Source organism: Streptomyces sp. NPDC046915, from assembly GCF_040644935.1.
Lineage (GTDB): Bacteria > Actinomycetota > Actinomycetes > Streptomycetales > Streptomycetaceae > Streptomyces.
In genome coordinates this window covers 17,564-33,273 of sequence record NZ_JBEYXB010000044.1, presented here as the reverse complement: position 1 = coordinate 33,273, position 15,710 = coordinate 17,564, and the positions used below count along the sequence as shown (strand labels likewise).

Annotated in this window: 7 protein-coding genes, 1 pseudogene and 1 CRISPR repeat array; of the genes and pseudogenes, 1 reads left to right on the top strand and 7 read right to left on the bottom strand. The window is 66.6% G+C overall.

Annotation, left to right across the window (positions count from 1 at the left end; all coding sequences use genetic code 11):
- Positions 1–98 precede the first annotated feature (98 nt).
- The 6 genes and pseudogenes from ABZ915_RS47625 to cas5c form a co-directional block, all read right to left on the bottom strand.
- Positions 99–449, bottom strand: a pseudogene (locus ABZ915_RS47625) (helicase associated domain-containing protein); the annotation flags it as partial.
- 49 nt (positions 450–498) lie between these two features.
- Complete coding sequence (locus ABZ915_RS47620; RefSeq protein WP_361817403.1) at positions 499–2,970, bottom strand: tetratricopeptide repeat protein; 2,472 nt, start codon at positions 2,968–2,970, stop codon at positions 499–501.
- 5 nt (positions 2,971–2,975) lie between these two features.
- The gene (locus ABZ915_RS47615; RefSeq protein WP_361817401.1) at positions 2,976–3,425 is read right to left on the bottom strand and encodes a hypothetical protein; all 450 of its coding nucleotides are present in this window, start codon (positions 3,423–3,425) and stop codon (positions 2,976–2,978) included.
- Positions 3,426–4,373: 948 nt separating this feature from the next.
- Entirely contained in the window at positions 4,374–5,243 is an 870-nt protein-coding gene (gene cas7c / locus ABZ915_RS47610) for a type I-C CRISPR-associated protein Cas7/Csd2 (RefSeq protein WP_361817398.1), read from the bottom strand.
- A 50-nt stretch (positions 5,244–5,293) separates the two neighbouring features.
- On the bottom strand, positions 5,294–7,129 hold the full coding sequence (cas8c, locus tag ABZ915_RS47605; protein ID WP_361817395.1) for a type I-C CRISPR-associated protein Cas8c/Csd1: 1,836 nt from the start codon (positions 7,127–7,129) through the stop codon (positions 5,294–5,296).
- Position 7,130: 1 nt separating this feature from the next.
- Positions 7,131–7,901: a type I-C CRISPR-associated protein Cas5c gene (cas5c, locus tag ABZ915_RS47600; RefSeq protein WP_361817392.1), complete on the bottom strand. Its 771-nt coding sequence runs from the start codon at positions 7,899–7,901 to the stop codon at positions 7,131–7,133.
- Positions 7,902–8,056: 155 nt separating this feature from the next.
- Between cas5c and ABZ915_RS47595 the strand changes: the two genes are divergently transcribed.
- A complete protein-coding gene (locus ABZ915_RS47595) occupies positions 8,057–10,396 on the top strand; it encodes a CRISPR-associated endonuclease Cas3'' (protein WP_361817390.1) in 2,340 nt (779 codons plus the stop codon).
- Positions 10,397–10,673: 277 nt separating this feature from the next.
- A CRISPR array of direct repeats spans positions 10,674–11,212; the repeat unit is 20 nt; unit sequence GGGCGACCGAGGATCGCAAC.
- 1,428 nt (positions 11,213–12,640) lie between these two features.
- Here the strand turns inward: ABZ915_RS47595 and ABZ915_RS47590 are convergent.
- Entirely contained in the window at positions 12,641–15,547 is a 2,907-nt protein-coding gene (locus ABZ915_RS47590) for an RNaseH domain-containing protein (protein WP_361817387.1), read from the bottom strand.
- Positions 15,548–15,710 lie beyond the last annotated feature (163 nt).

Below are 15,710 nucleotides of genomic sequence, written 5' to 3'. Positions count from 1 at the left end.
CCGAGAGCTACCTCGCCGGCCTCCACCTCCGTGCCTCAATGATCTGGATCAACGACCTGCTGAAGGCAACTGGCTGATCACAACGTCACACAGGCACTAGCCGCATAGGCGCGGCGCTGTTCCGCGACCCACTGCCCCAGCGGATAGGCGCCTTCCTTGTGGTCGTAGGGGACGCGGGCGTGTGCCTCGCGGATGGTGTACCAGTGGAGGGCGGCCCAGCCGCGGACCCAGTCCTGGCGTTCGGTGTCGATGACATTGAACGACACCCAGTTCGCGACCATCACCGGGTCACGTGGTGCCGCGAAACGCAACAGCAGCCGGTTTTCCTCCTCCCCCTCGGCCGGCGCCGCACCGATGTCCACGGACGCCTGGACGGTGCGTTTCTGGGGTGCTTGCGGGACGGCGAGCAGTTCCACGGCCTGTTCATCGTGCGCCCGCAGGCCCTTTATCTAGAGGTGCTGGCAGTGTGAGACACGTTTACTTGGGGACTGCTGCTGGTCACGCCCCCCTACCAGGGTGCTGGCTTTTGCAGCGGATGCCGAGGGCCTGCTGGTGGCGGTCGAGCAGGTCGAGAATGTCTGCCTGGAGTTCCAGTGCCATGCGGAAGTGGGAGCTGAGGACGGGTGAGGTTTCGGCGCCCAGATCGGCGTAGATCGCAACGCCCTCTTCTGCCAGGGTCAGCGCTGTGTCGAGGTCATGTTGTCCGTTGCGCCGGACCCAGGCGGCCAGGCACAGAGTGCGGGCGAGTTCCGGTGCATTGACCGCGGGGTCAGCTTGTACAAACTGCCGCTGGATCTCCACTGCCTGAGCGGAGATTTTGGCTGCGGCCGCGTGTTGCTCATCCCCTGAGTAGGCGCTGGCCAGGCTGGCTAGCGCCTTGGCCAGGTGGTGGTGATCTTGGGCCTTCTCGAAGATGTCGGTTGCCTTGCGGTGGTCGGCGATGGCCTCGGAGAATCTTCGCACGTGCTGCAGGGCGTCGCCGCGGTTGTGCAGGGCCAGGGCCTCGCCGTGCCGGTCGTGTGTCTCGTGGAGACGGGGGATGGCTTCCTCATACAGGGCGATGGCTTCCTCGAACTCCCTGGATTCCCCGAGGGCGGCACCTAGGTTGATCAGAGCCATGCCCTCGCCACGGTGATCGTCGAGGGCCTGCATGATCCTTAGGGCCTCGCGCAGGAGAGGGATGGCTTCACCGGGCTGGTGCATCTCCCGCCAGGTCGAGCCGAGGTTGTTCAGGGCCCGGGCCCGGCCACGGAGATCCTGGATTTCATCGAAGGCGGCCGCAGCTTTGGTATGGGCATCGATGCTTTCGCCATAGTCGCGCATCTCTCGCCGAGCGACGCCGAGGGCATCCAGTGCCATGGCGCGGCCGTGCCGGTCGCCGACCTCGGCGAAGGCGTCAATAGCCATCTGCAGGAGCAGGACCGCTGCGTCGAAATGCCGCAGCTCCCGCTGGGCGATGCTGAGGTGGACCATAGCCTGGGCGGCGCTCTGGTGATCACCATCCTGCTGAAGGATGGCCAGTGCAGTGGCGGTTATGGCGGTCCAGTCGGCGAAGCACCGGCGTTGTTCGAGGAACGCGGCAAGGCTGAAGGCGAGGCTGACTGCCGTGGCGGCAGCCCCGGTCTCGTGAGCGGTGGCTACGGTGACGACCAGGTTGACCCGCTCGTTCTCCAACCACTCCAGCGCCTTCTCGCGGTCGGCGAAGAGCGGGGAGGGCAAACCACCGGCAGTGGGGGCGAGGTGCGAGCCGGCGGCCGATGTCATGGTCCGGTAGCGCTCAAGAAGCCGGGAGCGGGCCATGATTTGCTCCTCGCGGCTGTCTTGCTTCAGATGGTCGGTGGCGTAGAGGCGGACCAGGTCGTGCATGCGCCAGCGTCCATAGGTGGACCCCGAAGCCTCGATCAGATGGGCACGGTTCAGATCTTGGAGGATCTCCTCGGCCGTGTAGTCATCCAGGTCGGCGAGAGCAGCGGCGCTCTCTGTTGACAGGTCTGGACCGGCGTTGAGGGGGCACAGGCGGAACAGGCGTGCTGAAACCTGGCTGAGCTGCTGGTAGGACAGGTCGAAGGCGGCCCGCACCGCGCGGTCTTCCCTGCGTAGCCGGTCCAGTCGGGAGTGCTCTGTTTGGAGAGCTTGGACAAGCGAGGCCAGGGGGCGGGTTGGAGTGTCTGCGAGCAGAGCGACGACGATACGCAGGGCCAGGGGCAGGCCCGCGCACAGATCGGCGATCGCTGCGGCTGCATCGGGGGCGTCCTGGACGCGGGTGTCGCCGAGACCGCGGGCCTGCAGTAGGGCCTGGTGTAACAGGGCGACGGACGCAATGGTTCCCAGGACGTTCAGGTCGTGCAGACGGGCGCCGATGTCGAGGGTGTGGCGGGACGTGACTAGGACGGCGGTCATCCCGTCGGAGGGCAGCAGCGGAGCTACCTGGTCGGCACCGGAGGCGTTGTCGACCACCACCAGGATCCGCCGCCCCTCGTGGGCGAGGGCAGCCAGCACACTCCAGTACAGCCGCTGCAGGTCCTGCAGGCCGTCGGGGATGTAGTCGCCGGGAATGCCCAGAGCGCGCAGAAACCCATCCAGAGCCTGTTCGGGAGAGAGCCGGCGCTTGGGGTCGTAACCGAGCAGGTCGACGAACAGCACTCCGCCAGGGAACCAGTCCGGTTCGCGCAGGGCGCGTGCGGCGACCTGGACGACCAGCTCGGTCTTGCCGACACCTGCCAGACCCGCCACCGCTATCCGCGACGGCTGCGGCACCGCATGCTGCTCCTCGCGGGGGGCCAGTGCATGCAGCAGTTCCTCCACCTGAGCATCGCGTCCGGTGAACGTGGGAGAGGGAGCGGGGAGACCGGAGAGCGCCGGCGTGACCTGTGGGGGCAGCACCACGGTGATGTCGCGGCCCTGGATCACCTGGTGGAAGAACACTCCGCCGCTGATGGTGTTGACCAGGTTCTCGTTCTCGTCGGCCATCCGGCTCAGCCTTGCGTGGACCGCGTCTCGCCTTCCGGGATGGCCGGAGGAGGAGGGGTGGTGAAGGACAAGCCGGAGAAGTCCCGGCCTTGTAGTACCGGCCCGTGCTGGGTGCCGCCGCTGATCGTGTTGTGGACGTCACCGTCGCCGGTACGCACGAGCTTCGCCTGCTCGTGCCACTGCTGCAGGCCGGAAGAGAACTCTGCATCCACCGCGGCCCGCACTGCCAAAGCGGTGCTCAGCGCCTGCGCACGCGCCACATCGCCGGGCGCCTCCTGAAGTCTGACCAGCTCGGTCTCTCCAGAACTGACGGCTGGAGCCTGTGCGGAGTCATCCTGGCCACGTGTGAACGGGCGGCGCACCAGCGTGGTCAGTCCCACCCAGGCCTGCCGTCCGAGCTCACCACCTGCGCCACCTGCCAGCGCCGCGAGCAACGCCACTGAAATCGGATCCATGCTGTACCACCCTCGGTATCTCTTACTTCACCGGAGTGGACACGCTACGAGAGGCCGCGGTTGCACCGGGCGCTGATCCGGCGATTCCGTCCTGGTCCGACAGCGTCCGCCGACAGGTGTTGCGATCCTGGGCCGCCCTGCAGGGCGGCCGCCACGTCGGGGACGTATAGCGGCGGGTCTTCGGTGGTGTAGTCGTTGCGATCCTCGATTGCCCCAGAGGGCAACCGCTACTCGGAGGAGGCCTCCGAAGGTTGCCATCCGCTGGTTATTGCGATCCTCGACCGCCCCAGAGGGCGGCCGCCACGTGAGGCTCCCATGACCCGAGGGCCCGAGCCCAAGGAGTTGCGATCCGCGGCCACCCCGCAGAAGCCGCTACCAGTTGGTGTTGCCACTGCGCCGCATAGTCGCGGACGTTGCGATTCTCGGCCGCCCCAGAGGGCGGCCGCCACGCCTCGGTCACCGATGCGGTCGACACGATCCTGAAGTTGCGATCCTCGGTCACCTTGACGGGTGACCACCAGGCCAACGCCGTACCGAGGTCCTCGGCTTGGGTGCCGTTGCGATCCTCGGCCGCCCCGCAGTGCGACCGTCAGTTAGCCGTGGAGGGCGACCGCCACCACTGCAGGATCTCGCCGTTGTCGCCGAGCGGGATGTTGTGATCCTCGCCCGCCCCGGAGGGCCACCGTCACCCGGCGTCCCCGCCTTCGGGAAGGACGGGGAAGTAGTTGCGATCCTCGGTCGCCCCGGAAGGCGACCGCCACCCGGCTTGTAGCGGGCGTGGACGTCCTGCTCGGCGTTGCGATCCTCGGCCGCCCGGAGGGCGACCGCCAGGTCTGCTGGGCGGAGGGTGGCCAGCAAATCAGTGGTTGCGATCCTCGGTCGTCTCGGAGGGCGACCGCTACGAGACGGTACGTAGCCATGAGCCGCGTTCGGCGCTCCTGAGCTGCATTAGTCGATGAGGCGGGTGAGGGTGACTCCCTCAGGCATGCCGTCTTCGTCGATGCTGATCCGGTCGGCGTAGTCGTCCCAGGATCGGGCTTCGCTGTGGCCGAGCGGTTTGATGCGGATGAGGTCGAAGAGTTTGTGGGCGGGTGCTCGTCCGTAGGCGTCGTCGTGGGTGAAGATGTACAGGCCGCGGATGGCCATTTCGCCGCGGGAGGCGGCGCGGTCGTGGTCGAACATCATGGTCATGGCGTGCCAGTAGGCGGCCAGGTCGTCCGGGGTGACGCCGGCTTTCGTGCCGAGGGCTGCGGAGTAGAAGCCGTGGCCGCGGTAGAGCCCGTAGGGCACGTAGTGCTTGTTGCCCATCTCGGTGACCTTGCCGTTGGCGAGGTCTTCGGGTTTGTTCGGGGCGACGCGGGTGATGCCGGCCTCGAGCGGGGTGACGGGGTCGATGGAGCGGGAGAAGGTGAGCTGCATGGGGCCGCGGGCTTTGCCGGCGTGCTTCTTCTGGTCGCCGACGGACATGACGGCGCCGAAGAGGCGTACGTCGTAGAAGTTGCGGATCATCCACTGCTGGGCGGTGGCGGTGTCGCCTTCCGTGGTGCCGCCTTCGTGGTAGGCGCGCTGGATCTGCGGGTTGAGGGCGACGCCTTCCTCGACGTACATCTCGAAGCCGGGCTGCCCCTGGTGGGCGAGGGTGATGGTGTTGCGGATCTTTCGCTTGAGGGCGACGTCGGTGATGATGCCCTGGCTGGTGATGGGGTCGGTGCGGGGCATGCCGCCGGCGTCGGGGTCGCCGTTGGGGTTGCCGTCCTTGACGTCGATGAGGAAGACGTAGTCGTGCTTGCGGGTGGGGTCCAGGTGTGCGGCGGTCATGACTTGCTTGATTCCTTTCCGAGGTGATGGTCCTGGGGGCTGCGAGGCGCTTACCAGAGGGTGCTGTCGGTTGTGTCCGTGTCTTCGGCCGCTTCGGGGAGGGCGTCCGCTGTCTGGTCGGCGGCGAGTTCCTTGCCGGCTTCGCGGGCTTTGATGGCTTCGGCTGCGGCTCGGGCGGAGTGAGCGCGCTGGTGTTCGTAGCCGAGGATGAACAGGGCCTGCTGCTCGGCGTTGAGGTGGGCGGGGAGGGTGTCGAGCAGGTCGAAGGCGTCGCGCAGTCGGTTTTCCATGGCCTTGGCGGCGGGTTCGCTTTTGCGGGCGATGGTGCGCAGGTGGGGGCGTGCGCCGATGCGGAGGCGGGTGAGAACGGCTCGGGGTGAGACGACGGCTGTGGTCAGGTACTTGTCGGTGATGGTGGTGTTGACCTTGGGCATGGCCTTGCGCTGGATCGCTTCGAGCATGGCCATGATCCGCCCGCACACGTATCCGGGTTCGGTCGAGGTGGTGTTCAGCTGGGGCACGCACAGCTCCTTGTGGCGGGTGGTCGTACGGGTCAGGGCGAGGCGCAGCAGCGCGATGCGGGGCCGGTCGATGTGGTGGTCGGCGCGGATGCGCTGCATGAGGACCGGCAGGACGTGGGCCGGCGGCGGTGTGCCGTGGAGTGCGGCTTTGGCCAGGTCGGCTTGAAGGTGCTTGGGGATGGTGGTGTCGATGTAAGTGTTCTTGCGCTTGTCCCAGCGGGCGGCGGCCAGGGCCAGGCGCCAGGTGGACCAGTAGAGGTGGGTGTTGTTCCAGCCGTCCCAGGTCTGCTGGTCGGTGAACCAGGTTCCGAGCCGCTGCTTGAGTTCGGGGACGGGGATGGTGATCCAGTCGGCGACGATGACCCTGTTGGTGTTCACCCGCAAGGTGACGGCGTGGAAGGCGTCGTCGAGGGCGGCGAGCGCGTCGCGTCCCTTGTGGGGGTGGTGGAGTCCGTTGACGAGTTGGGCAACCTCGGTGGGTTCGGGGTTGTCCAGGGTCCACATGTCGGTTTCGGTGGTGGGGTTGCGGGTCCACCACACGATGGCGGAGTCGCCGGCGCGGGTGTGGTGCTCGGGGTCGGCCAGCAGTGCGTTCAGGGCGGTGGCGGCCTTGGTTCCGCAGTCGATACAGACGGGGGTGGCACCGAGCTGCTTGATGCCGGCCCGGTAGTGGGCGGGCTGGTTGAGGCAGATCAGCTGGGTGTTCATCCCGGAGTTGGGAAGGCCCTTGACGGGGACCGGAAGGGTGGACAGCAAGGCTCCTGTCTGCCCGCAGACAAGGCAGATGCCTTCCTGATCCTTGCCCGGTTTGCCGCTCTTCGTGCTCTTGACCTTTTCTGCCCACCAGCGCTGGGCCTGGGGGAGGTCGTGGATCCACTCGCCGTCCACGCTGATGGCCACGAGGTGCCCTTGATCCATCTCCTCGGGCCAGTCGTCCGGCGTGAAGGGTCTGTCCAGCCACTGGGCCAGGGTGCGGGCTTGGGGAAGGCCGGGGTGCTCGTTGCACCAGGAGGTCACCATGGCGCGGTAGGCGGTGTGACGGTCCTCGGCCTTGGTGATGTCCTTCGGGTCGGTCGACGGGACCTTCTTGTCGTCTGGCGCCTTCACCAGGCCGGGGTGGGCGAGGACGTACAGCGCGTTGTCGGCGAGCAGGAACGGCGGCGGGTTCTTCCCGGAGCGGCCGGTGTAGGGGGCGGTGACCTTCCGCGGTTCTTCCCCCTTGCCGGGACGCAGGTCGATGATCAGCGGGTCGGCATCGCTGGTGCTGGAAAGGTCGATCTGCCACATGATCGGACGCCGCTGGTAGTAGTCGGGGACGGCGTCTTCGCGGCTGTCGGCGTGCTGGACGAGGTTGTGCAGGAGCACTTCAGGCCGTCCCCTCGGCAGAGGCGCGGCCCTCGGCCCCGGGCATCTGGCCGACCTGCGCGGGGTCGAGCGGGCGGTCCGGCACGTGGAGAACACCGCGCTCAAGACGGGCACGGAACCAGTGGTAGCGCTCCTTGCCGTTCGGCAGGTACTCGATGTGGTGGAGCATCAGCCCGATCTCGTCGATCGGGGGGATGCCGGCCTGGTCGGCGGAGGTGACGACACCGGCTTCCTGCGCTGATCCGCGGGGGCCGAAGAAGGCCGCGAACTCACGGCATCCGAAGTGGGGTTGCTCGAAGCAGGCACCGCGCTTGACGCGGCGGTCGAACTGGTCGCGGTACTTCGGCAGCGGCGCGGTGCAGCGGTCGGTGGCGTTGATGGTGGCGTGGATGCGGTAGGCGACGTCGCGCAGTGCGACGGTGACGCGCTGCCCGCGGTCCTCGGCGACGTCATACCGGTAGCCGTTGTTGGCGCGCAGGTCCTCGAAGGTCTTCTTGGTGATGATCGAGTTGTTGACCTCGTTGCGGCGGAAGCTGGTCCACTGCACCGGCTTGAGCAGTTCGATCCGCTCGATCCGGTAGGTGATCTCCGGCTTCCACAGGATCGCCTCCAGCAGCCCCCTCGCGGCCGACGGGGTCATGAGCGGGTAGGAGACCCGTTCGACCTTGAGTTCCGGGCGGGTGAAGCATGCCAGCGGCCCCCAGGCCTCCACCTGCACGTGAAGTGGCCGGTCGGCCTTCTCCTCACGCTGTCGTGATTGTGTAGAAATCATGCATCTTCCCGCCTTATGTCCTGGCTGGCTCGGCCCGTTGTCAGTGCCGGCGGCTAGCGTCGTCGCACTGCCCCGATCCACGACCTTCGGTACGCAGGCCGGTAGTGAACGGTCATCTAGCCGGATCTCAACGCATAAGTGATGGTAAGTCAAGTATGGTTGCAAAAAAGGCAGTTGATGAGATATCGGGACGTATGACAGTCCCAGCAGGCAGGCTCGTAGCCCACTCACCGGGCCGTCGGGGCATCTGGCACTGGTACGAAGACCACGCCCGAGGCACCGGCGAGATGGCCCGGCGTTTCGCCGAGCCATGGGGAGGCGGAGAACTCGCCTACCGGCTGGGACGCGACCACGACACCGGCAAGGGTGCGTGCGCCTGGCAGGACGGCCTGATCGAAGAAGCCACAACCGGCCGGAAGGTCCGCCGCCCCGCACACCATGACGCCGGGGCGTTCCTGTTCGCTCAAGTAGCCCGGCAGCATCCGGTGCTGACACCGTTCGCCGGCGTCATCGAGGGACACCACACCGGCCTGTCCGCCTGGTCGGAACTCAGTGTCCGGCTCAAGGGCCTGATGCGGGACTCCGGAAAGGTCAACGAGGCGATCAGCCGGGTCGCCGAAGTCATGCCGGAGATCCTGGACGGAACCTGCCCGGCTGTCCCGGACTGGCTCGACCCGTGCAACAGGATCAGCGTGGAGATGCTGGTCCGCATGACCTACTCGGCTGTGGTCGACGCCGACCGGCTGGACACCGCCGCGCACTTCCGACCGGGCCCGCTTCCTCGGCCGGGTGCGGGCATGCCGCAGTTGTGGAAGCGGTACGAGACCCGCCGCCAGGAGGCCCTTGCCGAGCGGCGACGCCGCAAGGAGCCCTCGTGGCTGGACGGGCTCCGCGAGGACGTCTATCAGGAGGCGATCGAAACCGCGGCCGGCGAGCCGGGGGTGTACCGGCTGCACCTGCCGACCGGCGCCGGCAAGACCTTCGCCGGCGGAGGATTCGCACTCCGACATGCCGCGCTGCACGGACTGCGGCGCGTCATCGTCGCGGTCCCGTTCATTTCGATCACGGAACAGAATGCGGCTGTCTACCGGAATCTGCTGGATCCAGAGCACGGGTCGCGGACGGTGCTGGAACACCACTCCGCCGTGAACTTCGAGGCGCCCGACCGGCACGCACCACGATCCTCAGGCACCTCAGGCGACGTTCACCAAGACCAAAGGCGTGCTCGCCCTAACCGGTGGGCGAAACTGGCAGCGGAGAACTGGGACGCCCCGTTCATCGTCACCACAACAGTCCGGCTGATCGAAAGCCTGTTCGGCAACAGCCCGTCAGCCACCCGCCGACTGCACCGGCTCGCCAACTCCGTCATCGTCCTGGACGAGGTCCAGGCCCTCCCCGACACCCTGCTGACACCGATCCTGTCCGGACTTCGGGAACTCGTCGAGCACTACGGCGTGACCCTGGTCCTGTCCTCTGCCACACAACCGGAACTCGCCGCACTGAACCCCTGGCAGACCGGCCTGCCACAGCGCGACATCGTCGCCAACCCCGCACCACTTTTCCAGCTGCTCCGCCGGGTCCGGTACGACTGGCGCACCGGCCCAGAGGTGACCCTCAAAAGCATCGCCGCAGAGGCCACAACGCACAGCCAGGCTCTGATGGTGGTCAACGGAACGAAAGACGCCAACCATGTGCACAAGGTCTGGCTGGGCGACCGCGACGAGGACCCCAGCACCCTGCACCTGTCGACCCGCATGACCGGCGGCCATCGCAGAGAAACCATCCAAGCGGCAAAGCAACGCCTTGACGCCGGCCTGGACACGCTGCTGGTGTCGACATCGCTGATCGAGGCCGGCGTCGACCTCGACTTCCCGCGCGGATACCGCGCCAGATCGCTGCCAGAGTCCGAACAGCAAGCCGCCGGGCGCATCAACCGTGAAGGGCACCGCCCGACCGAAGACAGCATCATGACCATCTTCGAACCGACAGACGGTCTCCAGCCACAAGTGATCTACAACCGGTGCGGCATCGCCGCAGCATCCCGCCGCTTCGGCAAGGGCCTCGCAGACCCGGACGATCTGGACATACTGTGCTCCTACTACCAGCACCGCTACCGACTCCAGGCCGGACGCTCCTCCACAGACCCCAACGGAGCAACCGGAGAAGCCATCGAAGCACTGCGAGAAAAGCTGGACTACCCGGAAACCGCCCGCCAGATGCGCATGATCGACAACGAGCACTCCGTAGCCATCGTCGCCATCCGCTCCCAGCTCAACCAGAACGACCGACAGGCCGCCCAAAATGCCATCGAACAACTCCGTAGCGGGATACCAACCCCCGAGACCTACCGCACACTCCAGGCCCACATGGCATCCATCCCACAACGAGAACTGGAAACAGCGATCAAGGCCGGACACGCCGTCGAAATCGCCGGTGACCTATACGAGTGGACAGGCCCCTACCACCCCCAACGAGGAATCGAACCCGCCGTCTAGTGAAACGGGCAGCGACTGAAGGTCCCACCGATCGATACAGTGTTCCGGGACAGCGGCGTCCTGGCGGTCGTCCTTCGGAGCGCCCGAGGATCGCAACGGGTCGGCGCTCGCGAAGCCGGACAGCGTGTCCTCGTGGCGGTCGCGCTCCGGGGCGGCCGAGGATCGCAACCCCCACGGCCGAGCGGGACGGCACCCCAAACCACCGTGGCGGTCGCCCACTGGGGCTGCCGAGGATCGCAACATCTCCAACCACCTGGTACCGGACGCTCCGCTGCATCTGGCGGCCGCCCTCCGGCGAGGGGAGGTTCGCAATTGGGATGACGTCTGGAAGGGCAATGGGAACATTCTCGTGGCGGCCGCCCTCTCGAGTAGCCGAGGATCGCAACGACCATGACCAGAAGGTCCACGAGGTCACCCACGAGTGCCGGTCGCTCTTCAGGGCGACCGAGGATCGCAACGACTACGGGTTGCACGCCGAGGCGAGCCAGTACTGGAGTGGCGGTCGCCCCTCGGGGCGACCGAGGATCGCAACCTCTACCGGGCCGGCGGCTACAACTCGACCACGACGGTGGTGGTCGCCCTTCGGGGCGACCGAGGATCGCAACGAGTCGTACAGGACGCAGCTCAGCTCGTCGAAACCGTCGTGGCGGTCGCCCTTCGGAGCGACCGAGGATCGCAACTGGGTGAGGGTCGGCTGGTACGTCGGTCCCAAACTGGTGGCGGTCGCCCTTCGGGGCGACCGAGGATCGGTGGCGTCGTCCCCGGCACCGGCAACACCGGTGGCGGTCGTCCTCCCGGGCGGCCGAGGATCGCAACGGGCTGGAGACGCGGCTGGATGCCACGCAGATCCAGCGTGGCGATCGCCCTTCGGGGCGGATCGCAACGCAGCTCCGGCGGCGGATACGGGGCGGACTGGCAGGTGGCGGTCTTCATTCGGGGTGACCGAGAATCGCAACGGTACAACGCAGACGGCCTACACCCGCAGTCTCGTGTGGCGGTCGCCCTTGGGGGTGAGCGAGGATCGCAACGTCCAGCCGGTCTCCCGGGCACCGTAGAGGACCGGGTGGCGGTCGCCCTCTGGGGCGACCGAGGATCGCAACAACGTCACCTGTCAATACATCAACGGCTACGCGATCGTGGCGGTCGCCCTTCGGGGCGACCGAGGATCGCAACCTGCGCCGTGCCAGCCTCGAAGGCGTCGACGACTTGTGGTGGTCGCCTTCCGGGGCGACCGAGGGTCGCAACGTGGACAGCAGGGTGACCAGGGTTTCCAGCCGCCGGGTGGCGGTCGCCCTTTGGGGCGACCGAGGATCGCAACTCGTCCTGATCGATGACCTCGGCGTACAGCTCCTGCCGTGGCGGTCGCCCTTAGGGGCGGCCGAGGATCGCAACGTCTCCCCTCAAAGATCGCCGGGTGCCGATTCACGCGGTCGTGTGTCACTTGGGTGAGGCGATCTGCGCCTGGCTGGCCGGGTCGATCATGGCAGGATGTTCCCACCGGCTCTCCCCACCACGCATGCCCCAGACCGGGCCACTTCCGGCCGCTGGGGACAAGTCTGCCGGATCTTGGCGGAGCACTCCAACCAGGCCATGCACGCCCGCGACATCGCAGGGCATCTCGGCCTTCTCGCCACCGGGCGAGCGCTGAGCGGCTTCAACGCGCAGCTTTGCTACTGGGCGCGCAACGGCCGACTCACCCGTACGGCACCGAGTACGTACAAGATCCCTCTTCCCGAGGCCTTGACACCGTCAACTGAGCCTTAACTTCGTGGCATTGGTCGATCATCTGCCGGTGGCAGTAGCTCTCCGGACGGCCGCCCCGGCCCGCCAGCCATCCGGGAACCGGCAGCAGATCCCGCACCAGTGCCCACTCCGCATCGCTCATGTCCGAGTCGTACCGAGGCCGGCGCTCCGGCCGGTCCGCCGCGTTCCCGAACCGATGGGCGAGGCAGTCACACCAAGGAGTGGACGAACTGGACTCGGCGACCAGGACCACGCGACACTTCGACAACAGGGCCTCTTGCTTCTCGCTGGATTCGACAACCGCGAGCTACCAAGAGGCCCTTCTTCCATGCACCCGAACCGGCCCACTCACCCGAACCAGGCCCTCGTTCGAATCCCACCGACCACACGGACGGATAGAGAACGGCCAGTGAGATGAGTGCGGCCAGCGTTGCTGCCGTCCGGTGTGGCGGCCTCATCTTCGAGGCCGCCACACCGGACGGCTCGGAGCCGTCCCTGTACCTACAGGTCGGTGCCGCTGGCTTCCCTCAGGATTTCGATGCTCTCAAGGTCCTTCGGCTCGGAGCGTCGGTACTGGGGGTGGCCAAGGTCCATCTGAAGCGCGGCGTGGAGCGGGGCCGGGTATCGCGTCCGGTCTGACCAGGAGAGCGCCTGGTGACAAAGCCGTGCCGCGGCAACCGCGAGAATCTCTCGGTCGTAGCCGTCCCGCGTGTGCATGGGGGTGATCTCCCTGGTGGTCATGCTGTGCCACGGTGCGCTCAGTTCGTTCTCCTTACGCTCGTCGGCATTCTTCGATGCGTTCCCCGGGTCGGCGCGCCAGCGGGTCTTCCACTGCCCATGGCGCTTCTTGCCGTAGTTGCGGGGTTCGGTGAACAGGAACCAGGGGTGGCCTTCGGGCCGGGCTTCCGGGTAGTAGAGGTCGCTGGAGGTCTTGAGCGGGACGGTCTTGCCGTTCTTCTGCTTCTCGGTGACGGCGACCAGGCGGGGCATTTCCGCCTGCGCGCAGTTCATGCGGATGGTGCTGACCGGATTCCAGGACGGGGGCAGTCCGCTTGCGGGGAGCCAAAGGCGCGGGTCGCCGGGATCTTTTCCGAGGCCCTGCTTGTTGTTGTGGAGGCCGGGCCATACACGGCGGCTGGCGTGGCCGTCGATCATCAAAGCGTAGGGCAGGCCGTCGAGCTCGTCGTGGAGCTCTTGGAGGGCGGTGCGGACGTCTTCGCCGGCCTGTGCCCAGCGCTGGATTTCCCCGTCGCCGTTTTCAGTGTGAAGAGGGTAGTTGGCGGCGTGGAAGTTGCTCTGTGCGAGGGCGTAGTGCTCCCACCGCGGGTGGATGTTGCTCCAGCCGATCATGCGCCACGGGCTCCCGGGTTCAGGGGAAGGGGTGATCACGCTGGCGGTGATGATCCTTTTGGGCTGGCCCTTGTACTTGCGGTCCGTGGCCTGTTTGCGGATGTGGATGCCGCAGAAGGCCATGCGGGGCAGCGGGTAGGGGTCGTCGTCGGGGTAGAGAGCACGCTCGAAGCGGTCGTCCACGACCCCGCACGAACGGTAGAGGTCCAGGAGACCCATGTAGACGCGGTGGTCTTCGAAGGCTTTCGCGGGCTTCTTGATGATGGTGAAGGTCTTGGTGAACGGGTCGTACTCGCGGCCGACGAGGAATTGGGACGGCACTGCGGCCTTGGCGAGCTCCCGGACGACTTGGTGCTTGGCGTCGTTCTCCGCCAGGGCGGTCTTCACTTCGGCGGGCTTCATGCCCTCGTGTTCCTCGCCGCGCACTGGGATCTCTGTTTCACACCAGGCGGCGAGGAGGACGCCCGGTTCTGCGAACGTGCCGGTGATCCTCTGGGCGTCAGTGGCGCGCTGGGTGCCGGGGCCGTGCTCCAGCAGGGCTTCGGCGTTGCAGAATACGGCTTCGATGCCGTCCGCGAGCGGGAAGGACTTCTTTCCGCCAGGGTCCGGATCGATGCCCTCCGGGTCCAGGCCGTAGGGGTGGGCGAGACCGTGGATCATCCGCATGAGGGTCGCGTCGAGGTACCACAGGCACAGGATGCGGAGTTTCTTGTATCCGGCTGCTTCGAGGGAACGGCGGATACCCTCCGGGGAGGGCTTGCCGATGAGATCGACGTATTCGCCATCCTGCTTCTTCTGTTTCTTCTCTTTCTCCTGGGCGGCGGTGGCGGGCTCGTGGGAACGCTTACCGAAGACATTACCCTTCGACTTCAGGTCGAGCAGCGAGACGGCGTCACCGAAGACTCGCTGGATGTGTTCCCTGAGCAGCGAGAGATGGTAGATGCCGGCGCCGGTACCGACAGCGAAGGAGTCCGTCTTCGGCATAGTCGGCCTGATTGCTCCAGGAGGAGGAGCCAGGATGTCGATCCTCTTGCCATTTTCGTCCCTGGCGTTCACGCGGCTGCGCTCATCGGCGACGCGTTCCTCGATGGCGTTGAGCGATGACCGGTCAGCGTCCATCTTCGCCAGGATTTCCAGCGCGTGCTTGTTCGTCTGCCGCAGACCGCGCCCATCCAGGGACACAGACATGATCGGCCGGTCTGTTCCCTGGTCCACGAGAACGGTGCTGGCGTGGATCACCGTGTTGTTGATGCGCCGGATGTGGGCGTCAAGATTCAGGACGGGGTTCGGCTCGGCCGTGTAGGTGGCCATCTTTACCGACAGGCGGGACAGCGCGTACTGGACTTGACTGCGGGTGGGGTTCTCGGGACGGGCCTTGAACGCTTCGGCGAGGTCGACCGGGTGGGCGAGGGTGGCGAAGACCGGGCCGATGGGCTGTTCCCAGGCGATCAGGTCACCGTTGCTGATGGGCCGGTACTGCACGGCCGCGACGTTGTCGGAGGGATGCCAGTCGACGGTCCTGTGTTTCACCTGGCCGTTCGCCGCTTCGTACGCCTCACGGACCCGCTCGACTTCCCGGTCGAGGAAGGGCTGTGCCGCCAGCTTCTTGGCGATGTGCCACTTCACCGCCTCATAGGCCCAGCTGTCCGGACTGGCGGGCTTGCCGCCTTCCTCCTGGAGGATGTTCTTAGCCAGGCTGTGGCGCTCAGGAGCGACGTCCGCGACCAGTCGGGCCAAGGTGGGTGGATCCATGAAGGGGATCTCGTCCAGAGGAACCCGGCGGACGATGCCTTCCAGGTAAGTGAAGACCGTCCTGAGGGTGTCGGGCTCCACGGGGTTGAGCGTCACCATGAAGGCCAGGTACTTGTCCAGGTAGACGTAGCCATCGGTGATCTGCTGGAGCACGGTGACAGCGATGGAATAGGGGACCAGGAAGGGGTCGGATTCCTGGACACCCTTGATCCATTTCCCGTTCTGTGAGGCCGTGCTCCCCAATTCCCGCCAGGCCGTGCGGATGGGCGAGTGGTAGTCGCCGAAGTCCCAGACCAGGGCGGTCATGCCGTCCAGGAGCTCGGGGGTGCACCGGATCGATGTGGTGTGCGCGGTGAGATCCCGCTGCGTGTTGCTTCGCCCCATGAGCGGGGGTACCTCGTCTCTCGGTCTCTCCGCTTGGGAGAGGGATGCGGGTCCGTCTCCGCCGCGGCAAGGCGGTGACAGGCGT